The sequence below is a fragment of the Pseudomonas sp. NMI760_13 genome, assembly GCF_021283245.1.
In the GTDB taxonomy this organism is placed as follows: Bacteria; Pseudomonadota; Gammaproteobacteria; order Pseudomonadales; family Pseudomonadaceae; genus Aquipseudomonas; species Aquipseudomonas peradeniyensis.
Map to the genome: position 1 here is coordinate 50,228 of NZ_JAJSRC010000013.1, position 21,451 is coordinate 71,678.

General features: G+C 65.7%; 16 protein-coding genes and 1 riboswitch. Of the genes, 7 read left to right on the plus strand and 9 right to left on the minus strand.

Annotation, left to right across the window (positions count from 1 at the left end; genetic code table 11):
* Window positions 1-4 precede the first annotated feature (4 nt).
* Entirely contained in the window at window positions 5-2,842 is a 2,838-nt protein-coding gene (locus tag LU671_RS15370) for an HD domain-containing phosphohydrolase (RefSeq protein ID WP_232856114.1), read from the minus strand.
* Window positions 2,843-3,561: 719 nt separating this feature from the next.
* Between LU671_RS15370 and LU671_RS15375 the strand changes: the two genes are divergently transcribed.
* The gene (locus tag LU671_RS15375; RefSeq protein ID WP_050706082.1) at window positions 3,562-4,920 is read left to right on the plus strand and encodes an 8-oxoguanine deaminase; all 1,359 of its coding nucleotides are present in this window, start codon (window positions 3,562-3,564) and stop codon (window positions 4,918-4,920) included.
* Window positions 4,921-4,982: 62 nt separating this feature from the next.
* On the opposite strand, the gene LU671_RS15380 is transcribed toward LU671_RS15375, so the two are convergent.
* From LU671_RS15380 to LU671_RS15390, 3 genes are read right to left on the minus strand one after another with little or no spacing between them, the layout of a single operon-like run.
* On the minus strand, window positions 4,983-5,906 hold the full coding sequence (locus tag LU671_RS15380) for an ABC transporter substrate-binding protein (protein WP_232856115.1): 924 nt from the start codon (window positions 5,904-5,906) through the stop codon (window positions 4,983-4,985).
* On the minus strand, window positions 5,899-6,627 hold the full coding sequence (locus LU671_RS15385) for a (2Fe-2S) ferredoxin domain-containing protein (RefSeq protein WP_269806746.1): 729 nt from the start codon (window positions 6,625-6,627) through the stop codon (window positions 5,899-5,901). Before LU671_RS15385 ends, LU671_RS15380 begins: the two co-directional genes overlap by 8 nt.
* A gap of 11 nt (window positions 6,628-6,638) precedes the next feature.
* Window positions 6,639-8,594: a TonB-dependent receptor plug domain-containing protein gene (locus tag LU671_RS15390; RefSeq protein WP_232856117.1), complete on the minus strand. Its 1,956-nt coding sequence runs from the start codon at window positions 8,592-8,594 to the stop codon at window positions 6,639-6,641.
* Between the two features lie 89 nt (window positions 8,595-8,683).
* Window positions 8,684-8,887: riboswitch (cobalamin riboswitch) on the minus strand.
* Between the two features lie 142 nt (window positions 8,888-9,029).
* On the opposite strand from LU671_RS15390, the gene LU671_RS15395 reads away from it, so the two are divergent.
* From LU671_RS15395 to LU671_RS15405, 3 genes are all read left to right on the plus strand, one after another.
* Window positions 9,030-9,419, plus strand: coding sequence for a DUF2946 family protein (locus tag LU671_RS15395; RefSeq protein ID WP_203652483.1), 390 nt, complete (start codon window positions 9,030-9,032; stop codon window positions 9,417-9,419).
* Window positions 9,420-9,489: 70 nt separating this feature from the next.
* Window positions 9,490-11,643: a TonB-dependent receptor gene (locus LU671_RS15400; protein WP_232856118.1), complete on the plus strand. Its 2,154-nt coding sequence runs from the start codon at window positions 9,490-9,492 to the stop codon at window positions 11,641-11,643.
* Between the two features lie 5 nt (window positions 11,644-11,648).
* Window positions 11,649-13,103, plus strand: a complete 1,455-nt coding sequence (locus LU671_RS15405; protein ID WP_232856169.1) for a PepSY domain-containing protein — start codon at window positions 11,649-11,651, stop codon at window positions 13,101-13,103.
* 256 nt (window positions 13,104-13,359) lie between these two features.
* Here the strand turns inward: LU671_RS15405 and ykgO are convergent, their stop codons facing one another.
* The gene (ykgO, locus tag LU671_RS15410; RefSeq protein ID WP_023632134.1) at window positions 13,360-13,506 is read right to left on the minus strand and encodes a type B 50S ribosomal protein L36; all 147 of its coding nucleotides are present in this window, start codon (window positions 13,504-13,506) and stop codon (window positions 13,360-13,362) included.
* A gap of 137 nt (window positions 13,507-13,643) precedes the next feature.
* On the opposite strand from ykgO, the gene LU671_RS15415 reads away from it, so the two are divergent.
* A complete protein-coding gene (locus LU671_RS15415) occupies window positions 13,644-15,734 on the plus strand; it encodes a TonB-dependent siderophore receptor (RefSeq protein ID WP_232856119.1) in 2,091 nt (696 codons plus the stop codon).
* 22 nt (window positions 15,735-15,756) lie between these two features.
* Window positions 15,757-16,479, plus strand: a complete 723-nt coding sequence (locus tag LU671_RS15420; protein WP_203652479.1) for a DUF4198 domain-containing protein — start codon at window positions 15,757-15,759, stop codon at window positions 16,477-16,479.
* 330 nt (window positions 16,480-16,809) lie between these two features.
* Here the strand turns inward: LU671_RS15420 and LU671_RS15425 are convergent, their stop codons facing one another.
* On the minus strand, window positions 16,810-17,229 hold the full coding sequence (locus LU671_RS15425; protein WP_232856120.1) for a TonB-dependent receptor domain-containing protein: 420 nt from the start codon (window positions 17,227-17,229) through the stop codon (window positions 16,810-16,812).
* A gap of 233 nt (window positions 17,230-17,462) precedes the next feature.
* Here LU671_RS15425 and mrdA point away from each other — a divergent pair, with 233 nt between their 5' ends.
* Window positions 17,463-19,349: a penicillin-binding protein 2 gene (mrdA, locus tag LU671_RS15430; protein WP_232856121.1), complete on the plus strand. Its 1,887-nt coding sequence runs from the start codon at window positions 17,463-17,465 to the stop codon at window positions 19,347-19,349.
* Window positions 19,350-19,466: 117 nt separating this feature from the next.
* Here the strand turns inward: mrdA and LU671_RS15435 are convergent, their stop codons facing one another.
* The 3 genes from LU671_RS15435 to LU671_RS15445 all read right to left on the minus strand — a co-directional run bounded on the left by LU671_RS15435 (window position 19,467) and on the right by LU671_RS15445 (window position 21,350).
* Complete coding sequence (locus LU671_RS15435) at window positions 19,467-20,234, minus strand: RHS repeat-associated core domain-containing protein (protein ID WP_232856122.1); 768 nt, start codon at window positions 20,232-20,234, stop codon at window positions 19,467-19,469.
* A 170-nt stretch (window positions 20,235-20,404) separates the two neighbouring features.
* Window positions 20,405-21,124, minus strand: coding sequence for a thioesterase II family protein (locus LU671_RS15440; RefSeq protein ID WP_203652473.1), 720 nt, complete (start codon window positions 21,122-21,124; stop codon window positions 20,405-20,407).
* A 4-nt stretch (window positions 21,125-21,128) separates the two neighbouring features.
* Window positions 21,129-21,350: an MbtH family protein gene (locus tag LU671_RS15445; protein ID WP_003256222.1), complete on the minus strand. Its 222-nt coding sequence runs from the start codon at window positions 21,348-21,350 to the stop codon at window positions 21,129-21,131.
* Window positions 21,351-21,451 lie beyond the last annotated feature (101 nt).

Sequence of the window (21,451 nt, forward strand, 5' to 3'; positions counted from 1 at the left end):
ATACCTACAACTGCGCCAGCCAGTAGGCCACGTCCACCTCATCGATCTGCTCGGGGCGCAGGAACTGCTCGGCATACTGGCGATACACGCCGGTGTTGAGGAACAGCCGCAGCAACTGCCCGTCGATATGGTTGTCACGGGCCATCGACACCAGGATCTTCACCGACTCGGACAGGGTCTTCGGCGCCTTGTACGGCCGGTCCGCCGCGGTCAGCGCCTCGAAGATGTCGGCGATCGCCATCACCCGCTCGGGGATGCCCAGCGCATCCTTGCCAAGCCGGCGCGGATAGCCGCTGCCGTCCATCTTCTCGTGATGGTTGCCGGCAATCGCCGGCACGCGCCGCAGCTGACGCGGGAACGGCAGCGCGCTGAGCATGATGATGGTCTGCACGATGTGCTCGTTGATCTTGAAGCGCTCCTCGTCGTTGAGGGTGCCACGGCGGATCGACAGGTTGTACAGCTCGCCGTGGTTGCTGGCATGGGCCGGCAGGCGCATGTCGAAACCCCAGTGGTTGCGCGGGTCGTCCTTGGCCACCGGTGGCTTGCGCGGCCCCCAGGGCACCTGGTGCTCGTCGCGGTCGGCAAGCAGCGGCTCCTCCACCGGCAAGGGCGCGACTGGCGTGTCGGCGAAGCGCGCGGCCTCGTCGCGGGAGATGCCCAGGCGGTTGTCGAAGTGCCGCAGCCAGCGGCGCTGGCCGATAAGGCGCAGGCGCTCGATGTCGGCCTCCTGCATGAACTCGCCGCCGATATTGGCGTGGGCGACGAAGGCAAATTCGTCCTGCAACTCGGCCCGGCACTGCTCCAGCGCCTGGCGCAGCAGCAACTCGTCATCGCCGTTGGCCACGCCTTGCCAGTAGGCGATCTCGGCGTCGCGCCAGAGCACCTCGAAGCGCATGCGCACCTCATGCACACGGTTGTACAGGGTCTCGAGCTTGGTCGCCTTGTCCACCACGTATTCGGGGCTGGTAATCTTGCCGCAGTCGTGCAGCCAGGCGGCCACGCGAAACTCGTAGCGCTCGTCCTCGTTCATGCTGAAGCCGGCATAGGGGCCGCTTTCGGCCTGCACGGCCTGGTCCAGGAGCATCTGCGCCAGCTGCGGCACTCGCTCGCAATGGCCGCCGGTATAGGGGCTCTTGGCGTCGATGGCGTCGGCCAGCAGCTTGATCATGGCATCCAGCAGGCGCTGCTGGGCCTCGACCAGTTGGCGGGTCTCGATGGCCACGGCGGCGGCGCCGGACAGTTCCTCGACGAAGCGCCGGAACGCCTGCCCGGCGTGTTCGTCCTCCAGTTGCAGGACCAGAATGCCGAGGAGCGACTGGCCGCGGTCGTTGAGCACCACCGCCAGGCTGCGTCCCTGCAACGACAAGGCCTGGGTCACGGCCTTGGCGAGGTCTTGATGGTCGTGCTCATGTACCGCCAGTTCAGTCGGATAGTCCTGGGCCCGGCAGGCCGCAGCCAGGCGCAGGCGTGCGTTGTCGGCATCGTACAGGTACACCGCGCCGGCACTGGCGCTGGCAGCCGCCACCAGGTGGTTGAGCACGCCGTCGAGCATACGCTCGAGCTGGGTCTCGCGGCTGAGCGTGAGGGTGATCGCCTGGAAGTTGCGGATGGTGCCGGACATGCGGCTGAGCACCCGACTCAGTTCACGCACCTCCGACACCCGCGAGAGCACACCCACCTCACGGCTGAAATCAAAACCGGCCAGGCCCTGCACCTGCTCCGTAAGCCGGCGCAACGGGCGGCCGATGCGCCGGCCGAGCAAGCCACCGAGCAACAGCAACACCGCCGCCAGCGCGCCGGCCCAGAGCAGTTGCTCGAACAACACCTGGCGCGCGCCGGCCAGCAGCTCGTGGGCCGGCACGGCAATCAGCACCTGCAGGTCCTGCCCGGCCACGGTGGTCAGCGGCACGCGCATGCCATACCAGGTCTGCCCTTCAACCTGATACGGCTGTGGCCGGGTACCCTGGAGGGTATCAGCATGGATCCGTGCGAGGCTGGCAATGCCCAGTTCATCGATGCGCGACAGGCGCACGCCCTCGCCTTCGCGGACGATGACCCGCTGCAGGTCCGGATAGGCCACCACGCTGCCCTGGTCATCGACCACGGCGATCTCGGTGCCAGCCGTCATGCGCAGGTCGCGGCTCTCGCTGGCCAGGTCGGTGACCGAGACGTCCATGCCGATCACCGCCGCGCCATCGACGCTACGCTGGGCCATGGTCAGGCCGATCTCGCGGGTGGTGAAGAACACATAAGGGCGGGTAAGCACGGTGGTGGCTTGCGCAGAGGCTTCGACGAACCAGGGGCGCTGACGCGGATCGTAGCGGTAGTCCGGCTTGGGCTGGTGCAGCAGCAGGGTCATCGCCTGGTCGTAGAAACGCCATTCGCCATGCAACGCACCGTCTTCGCCCAGGCTGACGGTCTGTACCAGGAACATCGTGCCTGCCGGTGCCGCGAAGCGCTGCAGCAACTGTGGGTCGCGCAGGCGGCGGACCAGCAGGAACTCGCCATTGGGGTAGCCGAGGTAGGCGGCGCTGAGCATGCGGTTGGCGCGCAGGCTCTCGACCAGTTGCGGCAGGCGCTCCAGGTGCTGCGCCATTGTGCCCGCAGCGGTATCGAAGGCCAGCAGGCGGATGCTGCTCTGCACCGGATCGACCAGGCGTCGGGCGCGCTCGTCGATGGTCCGGCCGATCTGCTGGGCGGCATCGCCGGCGGCGGCCACCAGGGTCTGGCGCACCCCCAGGTAGCCCTGCCAGGCCAGGGCCGCGCCCAGCGCCAGCATGCCCAGCATGATCGCCAGCGCCACCAGCCATTGCAGGGAGATACTCCGGCCACGGTTGTTCATGAACGCCTGCCCCGTGCAGACGCCAGCCTTGCCGCATGCCCCATCAACGCGCAGCCCATCCCAGGTACTCCCCGTGTGGCGATTTCCACAGTGTAATCAGCCCGCGCGAACCTGCCGGCCTGTGACAGTGGCTGGTAGCGAGACAGTCGCATGCTGGCGCAACGACATCAATCATGCCCTGAATCATTGTGGGAGCAACTGTCTTGCTCAATTTTTAGAATCTGGCGCGATCCCCGTGGGAGCGGGCTTGCCCGCAAACACCGGCGCAGCCGGTGCCATACACCGCGCTGGATTCTTCACGGCGGTGCGGCGGTCCGATAAACCCGCTCCCACAGGGTCAAGCTAAATCAAGTTTGTTCCATGAGAGTGGCCCGTCCCGCAGTCGTCAGAATTGCGGCAAAAAACTCGTATACAAAAAAAAGAAATTCTGTTTACACTGCCTCACGCCTACGACAACGGTCATCGCCGTTGCGTATTGCGACAGGCTCAAGCCATGCGACATCCGCTATCGCCCAACCTCCCCGGGCCCCCTTCTCGAATGCCGTGCGTCCTGAACGCCGCATCCGCCCTGCTGCCATCGACCCACACGCCCGATACGCCCTCGCCAGGGCCGATCCTGCGCGTGCGCGGTTCTGCTCCAGCCTTCGACGCCGGGCTTCGCCACGGCGCCTGACGCTTCCCTACAATCAGAAAACACACCCCAAGCGGGAGGGACACCCATGCCCAAGACACTACTGGTCAAGAACGCCGAACTGCTGGTGACCATGGACGGCGAACGCCGCGAGATCAAACGCGGCGGCCTCTATATCGAAGACAATGTGATCAGGCAGGTCGGCCCCAGCGATACCCTGCCGCAACACGCCGACGTGATCCTCGACATGACCGGCAAGGTGGTCATCCCGGGCCTGGTCAACACCCACCACCACATGTACCAGAGCCTCACCCGCGTGGTGCCGGCGGCCCAGGACGGCGAACTGTTCAACTGGCTGACCAACCTCTACCCGATCTGGGCGCGGCTGACCCCGGAGATGATCTCGGTATCGACCCAGACGGCCATGGCCGAGCTGATCCTCTCGGGCTGCACCACCTCCAGCGACCACCTGTACATCTACCCCAACGGCTGCAAGCTCGACGACAGCATCCACGCCGCCGAGGAGATCGGCATGCGCTTCCACGCCGCGCGCGGCAGCATGAGCGTCGGCCGCAGCCAGGGCGGCCTGCCGCCGGACTCGGTGGTGGAGAAGGAAAGCGACATCCTCAAGGAGTCACAGCGCTTGATCGAGGACTACCACGATGCCAGCCACGGCTCGATGCTGCGCGTGGTGGTGGCGCCCTGCTCGCCGTTCTCGGTCAGCCGCGACCTGATGCGCGAGGCGGCGGTTCTGGCCCGCCAGTATGGCGTGTCGCTGCACACCCACCTGGCCGAGAACGTCAACGATATCGCCTACAGCCGCGAGAAGTTCGGCATGACCCCGGCCGAGTACGCCGAGGACCTGGGCTGGGTCGGCCACGACGTCTGGCACGCCCACTGCGTGCAGCTCGACCAGCACGGCATCGAGCTGTTCGCCCGCACCGGCACCGGGGTCGCCCACTGCCCGTGCTCGAACATGCGCCTGGCCTCAGGCATCGCGCCGATCCGCAAGATGCGCGACCACGGCGTGCCGGTGGGCCTGGGGGTCGATGGTTCGGCGTCCAACGACGGCGCCAGCATGATCGGCGAGGTGCGCCAGGCGCTGTTGCTGCAACGGGTCGGCTTCGGGCCGGATGCGATGACTGCCCGCGAGGCGCTGGAGATTGCCACCCTGGGCGGCGCCAAGGTGCTCAACCGCAACGATATCGGCGCCCTCGCCCCGGGCATGGTCGCCGACTTCGTCGCCTTCGACCTTGGCCATGTGGCCTATGCCGGCGCCCTGCACGACCCGCTGGCGGCGCTGGTGTTCTGCACCCCGACCCATGTCGACACCAGCGTGATCAACGGGCGTGTGGTGGTTCAGGGTGGGCGCATCACCACCGTCGACCTGCCGCGGGTACTGGAGCGTCACAACCAGCTGGCGCGTCAGCTGGTCATCGGCGAGTAGCACCCAGCCCATCGCGGGGCAGGCCCGCTCCCACGCCAAGCTTCGCGATCAGGGCTGGCCAGCTATGGGACGGCCACTTCCCTGAGCCGCCGCGCCAGCTCCAGGGCCACCCGCCCGCTGGCCGGCGTGGGTACCAGCTCGGTGAACGGGATATCGATCATGCGGTTCTCGCGCACCGCCCGCAGGCTCGAGAGCACTGGGTCGCGGGTCAGCAGCTGACGCTTGCGGCTGGCCGGCGACCACAGGGCGTCGGCCAGCAGGATCACATCGGGGTCGCTGCTCAGCAGCGCCTCGCGGTTGACCGTCACGCGGTACTGGTCGAGCCCGGCGAGCACATTGCGCGCCCCGGCAGCGGCCAGCAACCGCGTGACGAAACCCCGCCCACCTTCGCTGTCCAGCCCCCGGACTTCACTGTCGAGGTAGAACACCGACAGCGGCTTGCCGACAGGCGCGATCGCCCTGGCCCGCGCCAGGTCCGCCTCCATCGCCTCGATCAACGCCTGCGCTCTCGCCTGCCTGCCGAGCATTTCGCCAAGGAGGGTCAGGTCACGCCGGACATGGGCGTAGTAGTCCAGGGAATGGCCGGCACAGGCCGACTCGAGCAGGTAGGTGGCGATCCCGTTGCCGGCCAGCCGGGTTCGCGAGCTGACCCCATCGCCGAAGGCCGTGGCGAATCCACCGACCACCAGGTCCGGCCTTTGCGCGTACAGCACCTCGCTGGCCGGATACTCCCGGGCGATCACCGGCACGCCCTGGTAGCGACCCTGCTTGTAGGCGACGCCGTTGTCATCCAGGTAGGCCACCCCGACCATCGACGGCCCCGCACCGAGGGCGAGCAGCAGGTCGGCCGCGTGCTGGTTGAGGGCGACGATACGCGCAGGCGTCGCCGCAGGCCGTTGCCAGTCCTGCCCGCAGTTGCGAAAGCGCTCGGCCAGGGCCGGTGTGCCACAGCACAGGGCCAGCGACAGCAACCAGGCTTTACGCATTGCATGTCCCTCCCTTGATCAGCAATCTTTCGGCGATCCTTCCGCCCTCTAGATGCGTTTCCACCAATTCCTCCACCTCCCGATCATCACGTATCCGATACCAGCAGCCGTCCGGGTGCACCGTCAGCACTGGCCCCAGGTTGCAGGGGAACTGGCACCCGGTGCGAGTCAGCAGCACGCCGCCCGGCGTCTCGATCAGGTCACGCTCCAGCAACTGGCGGCGCAGGCGTTTCCACAATGGCAAGGCACCGCGCCGCACGCAGCGTGGGCCGGTGCACAGGAACACCTGGCGGGCATGCTCGGGTACCCGCGACCAGTCCGGGTCGCTGGCCACCGCGTTTACCTGGTCGCATGGCAGGTGACGGGCATGCTCGCCGATGCTGGCACACGCCGCCCGAGCATCCAGCCCGCGCCGACCCAGGGCCTGGGCCGTGACCCAGATGCCGTCGCGACCTTGCGCCAGGCGCCCCAGTTCATCGCGCAGCCAGTCGAGGTAGGCGCTGTCCGAGGTGGGTTCCAGGTCCACTACCAGCAAGCGCTCAATGCCCAGGTCAAGGGCCTCGCGGATAACCACCCACAACCCGTCGAAGCCCTCCAGGGTATCGACGATATCCCGGTCCGCCTCGCGGCCACGCAGGTCGCGAACCTCGGCGCCGAACGCCTCGGCCACCGAGCCACTCGCCAGACCGGGGCCCACGAACAGCACACGCTGATAGTCCATGCTCACGCCCCTCAGAAGGTGTAGGTGTACCGCAGTTCGCTGGTGAACGGCCGCCCGAGGTTGTCGACATTGCTCGCCCGGCTGGTGACATAGTCGCGGTCGAACAGGTTCTCCACCAGCAGGCTCAGCCGGTGCTGGCGGGCGCCATCCAGGTAGCGATAGGCATCGGCATCGACCACCGAGTAATGGCCATAGTCGACGCCCTTGGAGCTGACCACGTCGCGAATGTAGCGAATGGCCCCTCCGGCACCCCACCTGCGGTCTGCCGATTCGTAGCCGAGCCGCGAGCGGGCGAAGAAACTCGGCACGTCGTTGATCGTCGCCCCGGTGCGCGACTCGGTGAGGTTACGGGTCATGTCGGCCTGCAGGCTCCATTGGTCGTCGAGCTGGATACGTGCATCGGCCTCGAAACCACGCATCTGCACCTGCCCCTGGCCATTCACCCACTGGCTGCCGTCCAGGGTGATCAGGTCGGTGATCTTGCGCCGGAACACGGTGACGCTGGCGCTGAACTCACGCGCCAGCAGCAGGCCGTGGTAGTCCAGGCCAAGCTCGGCATTGCGGCTCTTCTCGGGCTTGAGGTCGCGGTTGCCGATCTCGTCGCCAGGCTCGTTGACGAACAGCTGCTCGGCGTTGGGCAGCTTGTAGGCGCTGCCGTACTGGCCGCGCAGCTGCCAGTTGTCGTTCAGGTCGTACAGCGAGGTGAGCATGCCGACGGTGGCGCTGTCGCCGCCGCTCATGGCTTCGTGGCGCACGCCGAGGCTCGGGTGCCAGTTCGGCAGGGCCTCGATCCTCGGTCGCAGCTGGGCATACAGCGCATTGGCCTGGGCCTTGTTGTCGTCGATCACCAGCACGTCGTCCTGGCCCTTGAACCACTGGTTGTCGGAACCGAACACCAGCACATGGCCGCCGTCGAGCTCGGCCTTGCCCTCGGCCTGCACACCCCAGTCGGTGAAGCCCCAGTAGTCGTTGTGGTTGACCACGTTGCGGCTGCCGTCGGCGCGGTTGTTGATGCGGGTGTAGCGGGTGTCCCAGTCGTTGACATGGCCCTTGACGAAGTAGCTCAGGCGCTCGTTGAGGCGCTGCTCGAAGGTGGCGGTGGCGATCTGCTGCACGCGGTCGTTGGTGGTCTTGTAGTTGTTCACCGGCCGGGCAAAATCGAGGTTGGCGTCGGTGTATTGGTAGAACAGCTCCAGCCGCGCATCGTCACCGAAGGCCTGGATCGCCTTGCCACCGAAGGTGGTCACCTCGTAGCCGCGTTTCTTGTCGCTGACGTTGCCGCTGTAGTCGCGATTGCGAAACGGCTGGTAGCCGTCGGAGACATTGTGGCTGACATAGGCCAGCAGCCCCAGGTCGCCGAAACCATTGCTGAAGATCCGCTCGACGCGGGCGTCCTTGCTGTTGCCGGCGAAGCTGTCCAGGCCCAGGTTGACCTCCCCCGAAGCCTCGCGGCGCTGCGGGCTGCGGGTGACGATATTGATCACCCCCGCCACCGCCTGGGTGCCGAACAACAGGCTCTGGCCGCCCTTGAGCACCTCGATGCGCTCCACCGCGTTGGCCGGCAGGGTGTCCAGGTACAGGCCACCGTACAGGCGGTTGTTCAGGCGCACGCCGTCGAGCAGGATCAAGGTGTCGTCGTTGCGCCCGCCCAGCAGCGAGTAGGTGCCGTAGTCGAACGGGCCGTTCTTCGGCGCGACGTAGAAGCCGGGGATGAACATCTGCATCACCCGGGTGATGTCGGCGCCGGGGCCGGCGCGCTCGATCTGCTCGCGGCTGACGATCTCGACCTTGCTGCCGTACTGGGCCATGGCGGCGACCGTAGTCGACTCCACCGAGGGCGCGGCGACGATCTGCTGGTCGAGGATCAGAGGGGTGTTTTCGGCCAGTGCCAGGGGGCTGGCCAGGCAGCCCAGAAGCAGGGTCCGGGCCTTGGGGGAGAAACGTCGGGAGTGAATCACAGCAATCATGCTCTTCTCGAAAGTGACTTTCGCAGAAGCACGCAGGAGCAGGGATCGCGCACAGCCAATACCGGCCCATGCCCGCCCACCGCAGGAGTTTGCCTACCACATTCCAGGCCGGTCTCCGGGCTCGCAAGACAAGACACCTTCACCTTCCCATGGCGCATTAGCCACAGTGGTCTGTCGAAGGCATCACTTGCATACCGTTGCGGGGGCAGCACCGGACTGGCGCGAAGCGCGTACCGGTTTCCCGTTTCACCCCATGCGCGGCGGCATGGGACACCTGAAATCGGTCGGCATCTGAACACCTGGGGCCGAGAGGCGTCAAGCCAGCCAGGTGAATCGATTCGAATGTTTTTTATCGGCCGAGCACTCTAGGCAGATGTTTCAAACGCTGTAGAATCCGCACGCCGAACCTATTCTCATTCCCTTCGAGCTTTGCCGATGAAGCTGGCCCGCCACACACGATCGCAAGTCGCCTGGGTGCTGTATTTCAGCATCCTGTTCGGCTCGTTGCTGTGCGCCATGGGCCATGGCCAGATGGCGGGCTTGCGCCTGGCCGGCCTGGATGACGCCGCCTGGTGCGCGGCCGACAGCAGCGGCGTGTTCAAGGGCGACCAGGACATCAGCGACCCGGTGCTGCCCGCCGGCGGCGACTGCGTGATCGCCAGCCTGTTCAGCGCCACCCTGCTGGCCGTGTTCTTCGGCCTGCTGGCCTTGCTCGCCGGGGAGTCGAGCAAACCCTTACCCAGGCAACCCGCGCCACCCCTGCCCAAGCAGCGCTGGCCACTGGTCAATCCGCGCGCCTCTCCTGCTTCGCTTCTCGCGTTCTGACATCGCCACGCCCTGCGCTGCCTGATCGGCAGCGGGCGTGCGCTAACCGATTTCAGCCAGGAAGCCTTGCATGTTTCGCATGACCACTTTGGCGCTGCTCGTTGGCAGCGCAACCTGCGCCTGGGCGCAGGATGACACCCTGACCCTGCCCGCCAGCAACGTCACGGCCACCGCCGACCAACCCAAGGAGGCCACCGGCCTCGACCTTGACCGCCCTATCGAAAGTGGCTCGCGGCTGAACCTCAGCGCCCGCGAAAACCCCGCCTCGGTCAGCGTCGCCGACCGCAAGACCATGGAACGCATCGGCGCGCGCAACTTCCAGGACGCCGCCAACGCCCTGCCCGGGGTCAACGCTTCGGCACCGCCCGGCTGGGGCGGCTACGTGTCGTACCGCGGCTTCAACGGTGCCCAGGTCAGCCAGCTGTTCAATGGCATCAACCTGCAGTACGGCGCTGCCGGGCGACCGGTCGGGGCGTGGATCTACGACCGTGTCGAACTGCTCGGCGGCCCCTCGTCGTTCCTCAACGGCAGCGGCGCCGTCGGTGGCAGCCTGAACATGATCACCAAGCTGGCCAACCGCGACGAAGACATCTTCGAAGGCCGCGTCAGCTATGGCCGCTACGACACGATGGAGACCTCGGTCGGCTTCAACAAGGCGCTCAACAGCGGCGACGGCCGACGCCACTACGCCCGGCTCGACTACAGCCGCACCAGCACCAATGGCTACATCGACCGCCAGGAGAACGGGGCCGGCAACCTGGCCTTCTCGCTGCTCAGCGACATCAACGACCAGTTGTCGCACACCCTGGCCATCGAGTACCTGGAAGAAAAAGAGGACAGCCCGTACTGGGGCTCGCCGGTGCTGCAGCCGGCGGTCGGCACCCTGCATATCGACAAGCACAATCGCTTCAACAACTACAACGTCGAGGACGGCCGCTACGAGCAGCGCACGCGCTGGCTGCGCTCGATCACCGACTACCGCATCGATGACAGCAACCAGCTGCGCAACACCTTCTACCACTACAACGGCCAGCGCGATTACCGCAACCTCGAGGTGTACCGCTACAACGCCGGCAACACCGCCATCGACCGCTCCGGCGGCTACCGCCAGCGCCACGACCAGGAGGTCAACGGCAACCGCGTCGAGCTGACCCACCAGGGCCAGCTGTTCGGCCTGGCCAGCGACTGGGCGTTCGGCGTGGACTACAACCGCAACCAACAGACCAACTACCCGCTGTCCAAGGGTGCCTTCGACCGCATCGACCCGAACGGCTTCCAACCTGATCACTTCCTCGACATCCCCGGCATGGACGCGCCGCGGGCCAAAGGCCGCAGCACCAACACCGACACCACCGCGGGCTTCGTCGAAAACCGCACCCGCCTGACCGACCAGCTGTCGCTGATCACCGCGCTGCGCTACGACCATATCGACTTCGACGTGGTCGACCACGTGACCCGGGCCAAGCTGGACCGGCGCTGGGACGCCTTCACCGGCCGCCTGGGCCTGGTCTACGAGCTGACGCCCAATGTCAGCCTGTACACCCAGTACAGCACCTCGGCCGAGCCGCCGGGAGGCTCGCTCACCGGCGCCTCGCTCAGCCAGGTCGGCGACTTCGACCTGAGCACCGGCCGCCAGGTGGAAGTGGGCAGCAAGTTCGACTTCCTCGATGGGCGCGGCTCGGCCACTGCAGCGGCCTATCGCATCGTGCGCAAGAACATCTCGGTGCCCTCCTCGACCGTGCCCAACACCACCGAGCAGGCGGGCCAGCAGACGTCCACCGGCATCGAGCTGGCGGCCTCGTTCAAGGTCACGCCCAAGCTGCTGGCGGCGGGCAACTTCAGCTGGGTCAACGCCGAGTACGACGAGTTCAACGAGACCATCGGCGGCGTGGTGTACTCGCGCAAGGGCAAGAACCCGGTGAACATCCCCGACCGGGTCGCCAACCTGTGGCTGACCTACGACCTGGCGCCGGGTTGGCAGGTCGGCGCCGACGCCCGCTATGTGTCGTCGGTGTACGCCAATACCGCCAACACCGCCTGGGTGCCGTCGTACACCGTCTACGGGCTGTCGATGACCCACGACCTGGACCAGCACGTGCAGCTCAGCGCGCGGCTGCGCAACCTCACCGACGAGGTCTACGCCCGCTTCATCCACCAGACCAACACCCAGTACTACCTGGGTGAGCCGCGCAGCCTGGAAGTCGCTGTGCAGTGGCGCTACTGATGGGCCTGAAACGCCAGCTGTACCTGTGGCACCGCTGGCTGGGTATCGTCGCCTGCCTGTTCATGGCGCTGTGGTTCGTCTCCGGGGTGGTCATGCTGTATGTCGGCTACCCCAAGTTGACCCCGGCCGAGCGCCTGGCCCACCTGCCGGCACTGCCGGCGGGTTGCTGCGCCGAGTTGCCGGCGCAGTGGGCGCAGCAGCCGTTGAAGGCACTGCACCTGACCAGCCTGGGCGGGCGGGCGCACTACCTGCTGGAGCTGGCCGACGGGCGCCGCGTCACCCTCGATGCCGCCAGCGGCGCGTCCCTGGCTCAGGCCGATGCCGCCTGGGCCCTGGCCAATGCCCGGCAGTACGCCGGTGACGCGGCACTGGCCTACCAGGGCACGGTGGACGAGGACATGTGGACCCACTCCCGGGCACTGGACGGTGACCGGCCCTTGCACCGGGTGCGGGTGGACGATGCCGCCGGCACCTGGCTGTACCTGTCCGGGCGCAGCGGTGAAGTGGTCCGCGACGCCACCGCGCAGGAGCGCGCCTGGAACTGGGTCGGTGCCTGGCTGCACTGGCTCTATCCCTTGCGCGGCGGGTTCGGCTTCGACAACGGCTGGCGCACGCTGGTGATCGGCCTGTCCGTGCTCGGCACGCTGATGGCGGTCCTGGGCATCGCGGTGGGCATCCTGCGCCTACGCTTGCGCAAGCGCTATCGCAGCGGCTCGTGCAGCCCTTACCCGAGCGGCTGGCTGCGCTGGCACCACATCGGCGGGCTGCTGTTCGGCGGCGTGCTGGTGTTGTGGGTGTTCAGTGGCCTGATGTCGATGCGCCCCTGGGGCCTGACCGACAGCCGTTCGCAGATCGCCCTGCAACCCGGCCCGCTGCGCGCCGCCGACCTCAAGCTGCCGATCGCCACCGCGTTGGCGCGGTTGCGCGATGAGGCAGGCTTCAATGCCGTCGAGTTGCAGTGGCAGCGCCTGGCCGACGTCACCTACCTGGTGGCACGCAACGCCAACGGCGACAGCCGCATCCTTGAAGCCGGCGCGCCACCGGCCCGGGCGTTTGCCCGGCAACGTCTGCTGACGGCCGCGCAGGTCATGGCCCCGGGCATTGCGGTGCAAGACGACTGGCAGACCGCCTACGACTTCCACTACTTCGCCCGCGATCCGCAGAGCATGTACGGTTTCCAGTCCAGGCCGTTACCTGTGCTGCGCCTGCGCTTCGACGACCCGGCCGGCACCTGGGCCTACATGGACCCGGCCAGCGGCATGCTGGTGACCAGCCACGACCGGGCGCAACGCACCGGCCGCTGGTTGTTCAACCTGTTGCACAGCTGGGACTGGCAACCGCTGCTGGCGCGGCCGCTGTTGCGGGAAGGGCTGATCATCGTCCTGAGTAGCGGTGGACTGGTGATTGCCCTCAGTGGTGTGGTGCTGGGTTGGCGGCGTTTGCGCAGGACGCTCCGGTAGCCTCTGCGTCCAAGGTATGGCATCAGGTGCGTCACTTTCTGGTGGGCTCCTATGGGACGACATGTAACCCATTGGTTTAGCTTGACTCTGTGGGAGCGGGTTTACCCGCGAAGAATCCAGCGCGGTGAATGGCACCGGCTCCGCCGGTGTTCGCGGCGGTGCGGCGGTCCGATAAACCCGCTCCCACAGAAATAACAGGGCTGGACGATCTCTCATGGAGCCAAACGTAATTCTTCGATTCGACCAGGACAGCGTGCTACCCCCGCTTCTTCTTCACCCCGCCCTGCCTGGCCTTGAACCGCGGATTGGACTTGCAGATCACATAGATCCGGCCACGACGCTTGACCACCTGGCAATCACGATGACGGCGCTTGGCCTGCTTGAGTGAGGACAGTACTTGCATGGGAACCTCCAGTTACGTAATAACATTACAATAACGCGAATCATTCCCATCTGACAATCACGCCGTAAACCACAGCTCCCTATGGCGTCAGAGCAATCTTAAATGTTACGTTATTACATATTAATTGGAGATCCCTCGTGAACCCTCGCGCACCGCTTCTGGCCGGCCTCACCCTGGGCCTGTTCGGCCAACCCCTCTCGGCAGCCCAACCCCTGCTGCTGGAGGAAACCTCGATCACCGACGCCTACCTCGAAGAGCGTGCCGACGGCCCGGTGCAAGGCTATCGCGCCACCCGCTCGGCCACCGCCACCCGCACCGACAGCGATATCCGCGACACCCCGCAGAGCATCCAGGTGGTGCCCGCCCAGGTGATCAAGGACCTCAACACCACCCGCATCGACCGCGCCCTGGATTTCGCCGGCGGCGTGTCGCGGCAGAACAACTTCGGCGGCCTGACCTTCCTCAACTACAGCGTGCGCGGCTTCACCACCGGCGAGCTGTACAAGAACGGCTTTGCCATCAACCGCGGCAGCTACAGTTCCCCGGACACCTCCAGCATCGAGCGCATCGAAGTGCTCAAGGGCCCGGCCGCCAGCCTCTATGGCCGTGGCGACCCTGGCGGGCTGGTCAATATCGTCAGCAAGCGCCCCCAGGCCGAGACCTTCAGCACCCTCAGCCTGAGCGCGGGCAGCTGGGACCGCTACCGCACCGCCCTGGATGCCAACGCGCCCCTGGACAGCGAAGGCAACCTGCTGGGCCGGATCAACCTGGCGGTCGAGGACAACGGCAGTTTCCGCGATCACGTGAACAGTGAACGACGCATCGTCAGCCCGTCGCTGAGCTGGCAGCTGTCGCCGGACACCCGGGTGATGCTCGATGCCGAGTTCTCGCGCACCGAATCGGTGTTTGATCGGGGCATTCCGGCGGTCAACGGCCAGATGGGTTCGGTGCCGCGCTCGGCCTTCATGGGCGAACCCAACGACGGCAAGATCCGCAACGACAACCAGACCCTCGACCTGGCGCTGGAGCACTTTCTCAACGACGACTGGAAGCTGCGCCTGGCCAACCACTACACCCAGGGCACGCTCAAGGGCAACAGCTCCGAGCCCCAGGCCCTGGTCGGCAACACCCTCACCCGCTTCTACCGCGAGCGTGACTTCGAGTGGAACGACAACATCACCCAGGCCGAGCTGCACGGCCAGTTCCAGCTGCTCGGCTGGCAGCACCAGAGCCTGATCGGGCTTGAATACGAAAACTACCGCAACAGCCAGAAATACCCGCAAAGCGCGACCTCGGCAGGCTATGGCCTGGACATCTACAACCCGGTGTACGGCAAGCCCAAGCCGGCGCTTACACGGGCCAACGACTTCTTCGAACGCACCGAAAGCCATGCCCTCAACCTGCAGGACCAGATCGCCTTCACCGAGCGCCTGCGCGGCCTGCTCGGTGTGCGTCTGGAGCGCATTGAACAGACTGCGCAGAACCGCTCCACCGGGGTCAGCAACAGCCAGGCGAAGGATGTCGCCACGCCGCGCATAGGGCTGCTGTACCAACTGACCCCGCAAGTGGGCGTGTTCGCCAACGCCTCGACCTCGTTCAAGCCCAATACCATCGGAACACAGGGCCAAGTCTACAAGCCTGAAAAAGGCATCGGTTACGAGACCGGGCTGAAGCTCGACCTGCTCGACAACCGCCTGGGCGCGACCATCGCGCTGTTCCATATCGACAAGGAAAACGTCATCACCACCGACGCACTCGGCGAAAGCGTGGCGGCGGGCGAAGCGCGCAGCCAGGGGCTGGACCTGCAGTTCAGCGGCCAACTGACCGACGCGGTGCGGGTGATCGGTGCCTACGCCTACATCGATGCCGAGGTCACCAAGGGCGACGCGGCCCTGCCCAAGGGCAGCGACTTGCTGGGCATTGCCCGCAACAGTGGCAGCGTGATGGGCGTGTACGAGTTCCAGGACGGCGCCCTGCGCGGCTCGGACATCGGCGCGGCGTTCAACTATGTCGGCGAGCGCTCCGGCCAGGCCGGCAGCCACTTCACCCTGGACGCCTACAGCACGGTCGACCTGCTGGCGCACTACAAGGCCAGCGAACAGGTCACCGTGGGGCTGAACCTCAACAACCTGTTTGATCGCAAGTACTACGAACGCTCGTACAACAGTTCGTGGGTGCTGCCGGGCGATCCGCGCAACGTCAGCGTAAGCCTGACCCTGAACCTCTAAACCTCTGATTCAAGGGACTGTCATGCATCCATCACTGAAACTGGCCGCCCTGCTGGCCATGACCATCAGCGCCGACGCCGGCGCCCACGGCCTGTGGACCGAGCAGCGACGCGGCAATATCGAGGCGGTATACGGCCATGGCGCCGAGGATGACGCCTACAAGGCCGAGAAGATCAAGCGCGCCTGGGCGTTCGACAGCGCCGGCAAGATGATTCCGGTCAGCGTTGAGCGCCTGGCCGACCATGCTCGCCTGCAACCGCTCTCCCCGCCCGCGGCACTGGCCGTGGTGCTGGACAACGGACCGTGGTCACAGCGCCCGGACAAACAATGGGTCAACCAGGACCGCACCCAGGTCAAGGATGCCATCGCCTCGACTCACAGCTTCAAGTACAGCCTGGCCATCTACCAGGGCAGCACCCGTTTGCCCAAGCTGGACATGCTGCGCCTGGCCATCGTGCCGCTGAGCGACCCGCTCAAGGTGGGGCCCGGCAACCTGCTGGAAGTACAGGTCCTGATCGACGGCAAGCCCGCGCCGGGCATTCCCCTGCAGGGCGACTACCGGGGCGCGCCTGATCAGGTCAGCGCCACGACCGGCGCTGACGGCCGGGCGCTGATCAAGGTGCGCAACGAGGGCCTGAACATCATTGCCGCCCAAGCCACGCAGCCTTTGCCCGAAGGTTCCCCCGTGGCGCAACAGAGCCTGTTCAGCTCATTGACCTTCCTGGGCGAACCGCACCACGAATAGCCACGTCACACCAGGCCGCAGCGACCGGGGTGCCGATGAGAAAGTTGGCGAACAGCAAACCGCAACAGGTGTGCAGCCATGAAAGGGATTGGGTGATGGTTTTCTGCTTCATCCCAGGCGCTGCGGCAGTTGCGGCCAGAAGCCGATCAGCGCCAACAGCACGGCGGCGACGATGCGCGAGAGCATGGGCCAGGAGAGGTTCACGGTTTGCAATCCTTGGGGGCGCGTTGCGCCCCTTTCGCGGCACAAGGCCGCTCCTACAGAAGATCACGTCCCTCTGTAGGAGCGGCCTTGTGCCGCGAAAGGGCTGCGCAGCAGCCCCGCTTGTCATCAGAACGAGGTGGTCACCGACGCATAGAACGCGCGCCCCGGCTCGTTGTAGGTGGCGGCGCCGGCGCGGGTCCCCGCCCCTTCGCGGTAAACGCGCTTGTCGAACAGGTTGCTGATACCGGCGCCGAACGACAGGTTCTTGTTCAGCGCGTAAGTGCCACCGATGCCCCAGACATGGTACGGATCAAGGGTCTTCAGCTCGTTCTGAGCCGTAACGCTGACCTCGCGGGTCGGGTTGAACCGCCGCGGCTCCTGCTTGCCGTAGTAGGTGCCGGTCAGGCTCAGCGACAGGGCCTCGGTCACCTGCCAGTCGAGCATGGTGTTGACGGTGTACTCCGGCACCACCGACAGCGGGTTGCCGTCGCTGTCCTCGATGGCGAGGATGCGCACCGGGGCATGGGAAGCAAGAGCCGACTGCATGGATTACCTTGCGAATGATAATGATTAATTGTCGCGTATTCTGACAAATCCCATCCCTTCGGCACAAATCCGATCGTTCCCAGCGTTCCATGAAGGAAACTTCATATATGCCGCCAACCCCCTGGAAGCGGGGCCGAGCGGCGTTGCGTGGTGGCTGCGCGGCTGGGCTCGCCTTGAGCCCCCCTGCCCGCCCGCGTAGCATCGCGACCCCATTGCGTGACACCACGAAGCCCATGCCCCAGCCCATTCCCCTCAAGGACCACGAAACGGAAAAGCACCTGGTCAACCGCCGGTTGCTGGCCTGCGCCCTGCTGGTGATGAGCCTGGTGGCGGTGCTGGTGGGTCGGCTCTATGCGCTCCAGGTGCTGCAGCACGACCAGCAGAGCGCGGTGTCGGAGAACAACCGCGTGCACGTGCTGCCGATTCCACCGGAACGCGGCCTGATCTATGACCGCAACGGCGTGGTGCTGGCCGACAACAAGCCCAGCTTCAACCTGACCATGACCCGCGAGCGGGCTGGCGACCCGGCGCGGGTGCTCGACAGCCTGGCGCAGATCCTCACGCTGTCCGAGGACGACCGCCAGCAGTTCGACAAGGACCTGCGCCGCGGACGCAAGCCGTTCGAGCCGGTGACCCTGCTGGTGGGCCTGAGCGAAGAGCAGATCGCCCTGATCGCGGTCAACCAGTTCCGCCTGCCGGGGCTGGAGGTCGAGCCGCAGTTCATCCGCGAATACCCGCTGGCCGAGCACTTCGCCCATTCGGTGGGCTACGTCGGGCGCATCAACGAAAAGGAAGCCAAGGCCCTCGACAGCACCGCCTACCGCGGCACCCAGTCGATCGGCAAGACCGGTATCGAACGATTCTACGAGAACGAACTCCACGGCCAGGTGGGTTACGAGGAAGTCGAGACCAATGCCCAGGGCCGGGTGATGCGCGTGCTCAACCACCACGACCCGGTGCCGGGCAAGGACATCGTGCTGAGCCTCGACGCCCATCTGCAGCAGGCCGCCGAGAAAGCCCTGGGCGACCGGCGCGGCGCGGTGGTGGTGCTCGACCCGGCCAACGGCGATGTGCTGGCCATGGTCAGCAACCCGGCCTTCGACCCCAACCTGTTCGTCAAGGGCATCAGCTACAGGCAGTACGCCGCCCTGCGCGATTCCATCGACCGGCCGCTGTTCAACCGCGTGCTGCGCGGGCTGTACGCCCCCGGCTCGACGGTCAAGCCCGAGGTGGCCATCGCCGGCCTCGACAGCGGCGTGATCAACCCCGCCAGCCGGGTCTTCGACCCCGGCTACTACGAGTTGCCCAACTACGACCACAAGTACCGCAACTGGAACCGCACGGGCGATGGCTGGGTGGACATGTACACGGCGATCATGCGCTCCAACGACACCTACTTCTACGACCTGGCGCACAAGCTGGGCATCGACCGCCTGCACGACTACATGGCCGAGTTCGGCCTGGGCCAGAAGGTCTCGCTGGACATGTTCGAGGAAGCCCCCGGGCTGATGCCGTCACAGGCCTGGAAGCGCGCTACCCGGCGCCAGGCCTGGTTCCCCGGCGAGACGCTGATCCTCGGCATCGGCCAGGGCTACATGCAGGTCACGCCGCTGCAACTGGCCCAGGCCACCAGCCTCTTGGCCAGCAAGGGCGCCTGGCACCGCCCGCACCTGGCTCTGACCATCGGCGGCCAGGCGCCGGTCGACCCCAACCCGATGCCGGATATCGTGCTGCACGACCGGCACGCCTGGGACCAGGTCAGCCAGGGCATGCAGATGGTCATGCACGACCCGCGCGGCATCGCCCGCGCCGCCGCCGCCGGCGCGCAGTACCGCATCGCCGGCAAGAGCGGCACGGCGCAGGTGGTGGCGATCAAGCAGGGCGAACGCTACAACCGCAACAAGACCCTCGAGCGCCACCGCGACAACGCCCTGTTCGTCGGCTTCGCACCGGCCGAGCACCCGGCGATGGTGGTGGCGGTGATGATCGAGAACGGCGAGGCCGGTGGTCGGGTGGCGGGGCCGGTGGTGCGGGAGGTGATGGATGCGTATTTGCTGGATGAGCAGGGGCATTTGAAGGCGCAGTATGCGGGGATGGTCAAGGCTGTTCCGCATACATAGGGCCGTGCCTGAATCGAGGCTTGGATACTTGCGGAAAGTGATAGAAAGCGGTGAGACGAAGCGTTGCCCGCGCTGCGCACCGTGAATGACTCCCTTCGCTGATATTAGATGTAGACCTCAGCTTTCCCTGACCAGCGGATTGTTATCCTGCACAAAATTCACGTTTCTATTTTCGCGATCAGCCGCTTGTTTATATAGGCTTGCACCCATCTTTGCTATTTCCTTAGTCCGGCTGGTCAAGGCATCCAAAGCGCCTTCGCTATCAGTCCCCTCCCTAGCTATCGCTTCCCAACGACCAGCTATTTCCTGCATTTCCTTTACGTGAAACGCGAGGACATAGATGGGTTTACCGTCACCGGACTCGAACACATAAAGGTTTTCCACGTGCGACGTAGCCTCGTAGGATTGCGCTTCATGCACGAGACTCACGGTATCTCCAGTGCGGTTTGAGGCCTGTTGTCGGCTAGGGACATACTCTCCGCCGGGAACTGGGCCGCTGGTACGGTCGATCTTGATCTTTATCTTTATCTTGTAGGTACGCGTGTGCCCTGATGGATCGACAGCGTTCACTGGATCTCCGCTGCAATAAACGTAAGCGTTTGGCCCCCCCTCGCCAAAGGGACTCAGGCTGTCTGGTGACAAGAAACGCATCAACATCGGGCTGTACACCCGGTAGCCATTACCAAGCAGATACATTCCGGTCTTCAGATCTTGCAGTTGGCCATTGAACCCAAGCACCGAGGGCAGTTCATTGGCAATAGGCCGGAACCCGAATGCTGTGTAGGGCGTCGGGGGGCTGGCCTGTACTGCATGCTGACGCAATACCGAGCCATGCCGGTCGGTTGCCAGCAATGCAATATTCGAGGTGATGGTCGAGTCCGGCATGAAAACTCCTGAACGAGTTGTCTATCCGTATGACTCTGCGTGCAACACAACAGGCCTGCAACTGGCAAAAATATCAGGCCTGGTCGCCGGAGAACCAGCGACCAACCCAACGCAGGGAAAACAGCTAAGCCACGTTTGAAGCGGCGCTACAACGCGACGGCAACCGCCGCTCAGGCACAGAGCCGCAGCGGCTCCAGGGTCCGACAGAGCACATCGAGCACCTGGTCTTCATGCTCGTGGATGAAGAAATGCCCGCCGGGGAATTTCGCCAGCGAATGCGCACCCACGGTCTCCCGCCCCCAGGCCTGCAACTGTTCGTCACTGGCGCGGTCATCCTCGCCGGCAAGTACGTGCAGCGGGCATTGCAACGGCTGGCGCTGCTGGTAGGCGTAGCGGCCGCAGAGCAGGAAGTCCGCCTGCACGATCGGCAGGGTCAGGCTCATCAGCTCCTGGTTGGCCAGTACTTCCTCGGGGGTGCCGCCCAGCTTGCGCAGTTCGGCGATCAGCTCGGCGTCGCCACGGGGTTCGGTCCACTTGCCGCCGGCGTAGTCCTCGCGGCGGGTCGGCGCCGCGGTGCCACTGGCGAACAACGCCAGCGGCGGTGGACAGCCCAGCGCCCGTAGCTCGTGGGCCAACTCGAAGGCGACCAGCGCCCCCAGGCTGTGCCCGAGCAGGGCGTAGGGTGCCTGGGTGGCGGCGCGCTGCTCATGGGCCAGCTGCCGGGCCAGGCCGCGCAGGTCGGTGTGCAGGTCATCGCCCATGCGTGCGCCGCGACCGGGCAGTTCCACCGGGCGCACCTGCAGCCAGGCCGGCAACTTGCGTCGCCAGCGGCTGTAGACCATGGCGCTGGCGCCGGAGTATGGCAGGCACAGCAGGTTCAGGCTCGACACCGGCTTACTGCGCCGCGGCTTCGGCCATCTTCTGGCGCAGGCTCAGTGGGCGCATGTCGGTCCAGACTTCATCGATGTAGGCCAGGCAGTCCTTCTTCAGGCCGCTCTTGCCCACCGCGCGCCAGCCGTTGGGGATCGCCTTGTAGTCGGGCCAGATGGAATACTGCTCTTCGTGGTTGACCACTACCTGGAACTGGATATCGTCGCGGTCGAAAACGGAAGTCATTGCCTGTCTCCTTGAATGATGAGTGCCGAACGCGCCGGGCGCAGGGCGGCTTCCATGAAAACGAAGGACGCTTGGGGAAAATTAGGGGCGCTCGACGATAG

Coding starts and splice junctions, on each gene's coding strand:
- LU671_RS15370 (WP_232856114.1), bottom strand. CDS start 2,842: ATGAACAACCGTGGCCGGAGTATCTCCCTGCAATGGCTGGTGGCGCTG.
- LU671_RS15375 (WP_050706082.1), top strand. CDS start 3,562: ATGCCCAAGACACTACTGGTCAAGAACGCCGAACTGCTGGTGACCATG.
- LU671_RS15380 (WP_232856115.1), bottom strand. CDS start 5,906: ATGCGTAAAGCCTGGTTGCTGTCGCTGGCCCTGTGCTGTGGCACACCG.
- LU671_RS15385 (WP_269806746.1), bottom strand. CDS start 6,627: ATGGACTATCAGCGTGTGCTGTTCGTGGGCCCCGGTCTGGCGAGTGGC.
- LU671_RS15390 (WP_232856117.1), bottom strand. CDS start 8,594: ATGATTGCTGTGATTCACTCCCGACGTTTCTCCCCCAAGGCCCGGACC.
- LU671_RS15395 (WP_203652483.1), top strand. CDS start 9,030: ATGAAGCTGGCCCGCCACACACGATCGCAAGTCGCCTGGGTGCTGTAT.
- LU671_RS15400 (WP_232856118.1), top strand. CDS start 9,490: ATGTTTCGCATGACCACTTTGGCGCTGCTCGTTGGCAGCGCAACCTGC.
- ykgO (WP_023632134.1), bottom strand. CDS start 13,506: ATGCAAGTACTGTCCTCACTCAAGCAGGCCAAGCGCCGTCATCGTGAT.
- LU671_RS15420 (WP_203652479.1), top strand. CDS start 15,757: ATGCATCCATCACTGAAACTGGCCGCCCTGCTGGCCATGACCATCAGC.
- LU671_RS15425 (WP_232856120.1), bottom strand. CDS start 17,229: ATGCAGTCGGCTCTTGCTTCCCATGCCCCGGTGCGCATCCTCGCCATC.
- mrdA (WP_232856121.1), top strand. CDS start 17,463: ATGCCCCAGCCCATTCCCCTCAAGGACCACGAAACGGAAAAGCACCTG.
- LU671_RS15435 (WP_232856122.1), bottom strand. CDS start 20,234: ATGCCGGACTCGACCATCACCTCGAATATTGCATTGCTGGCAACCGAC.
- LU671_RS15445 (WP_003256222.1), bottom strand. CDS start 21,350: ATGACTTCCGTTTTCGACCGCGACGATATCCAGTTCCAGGTAGTGGTC.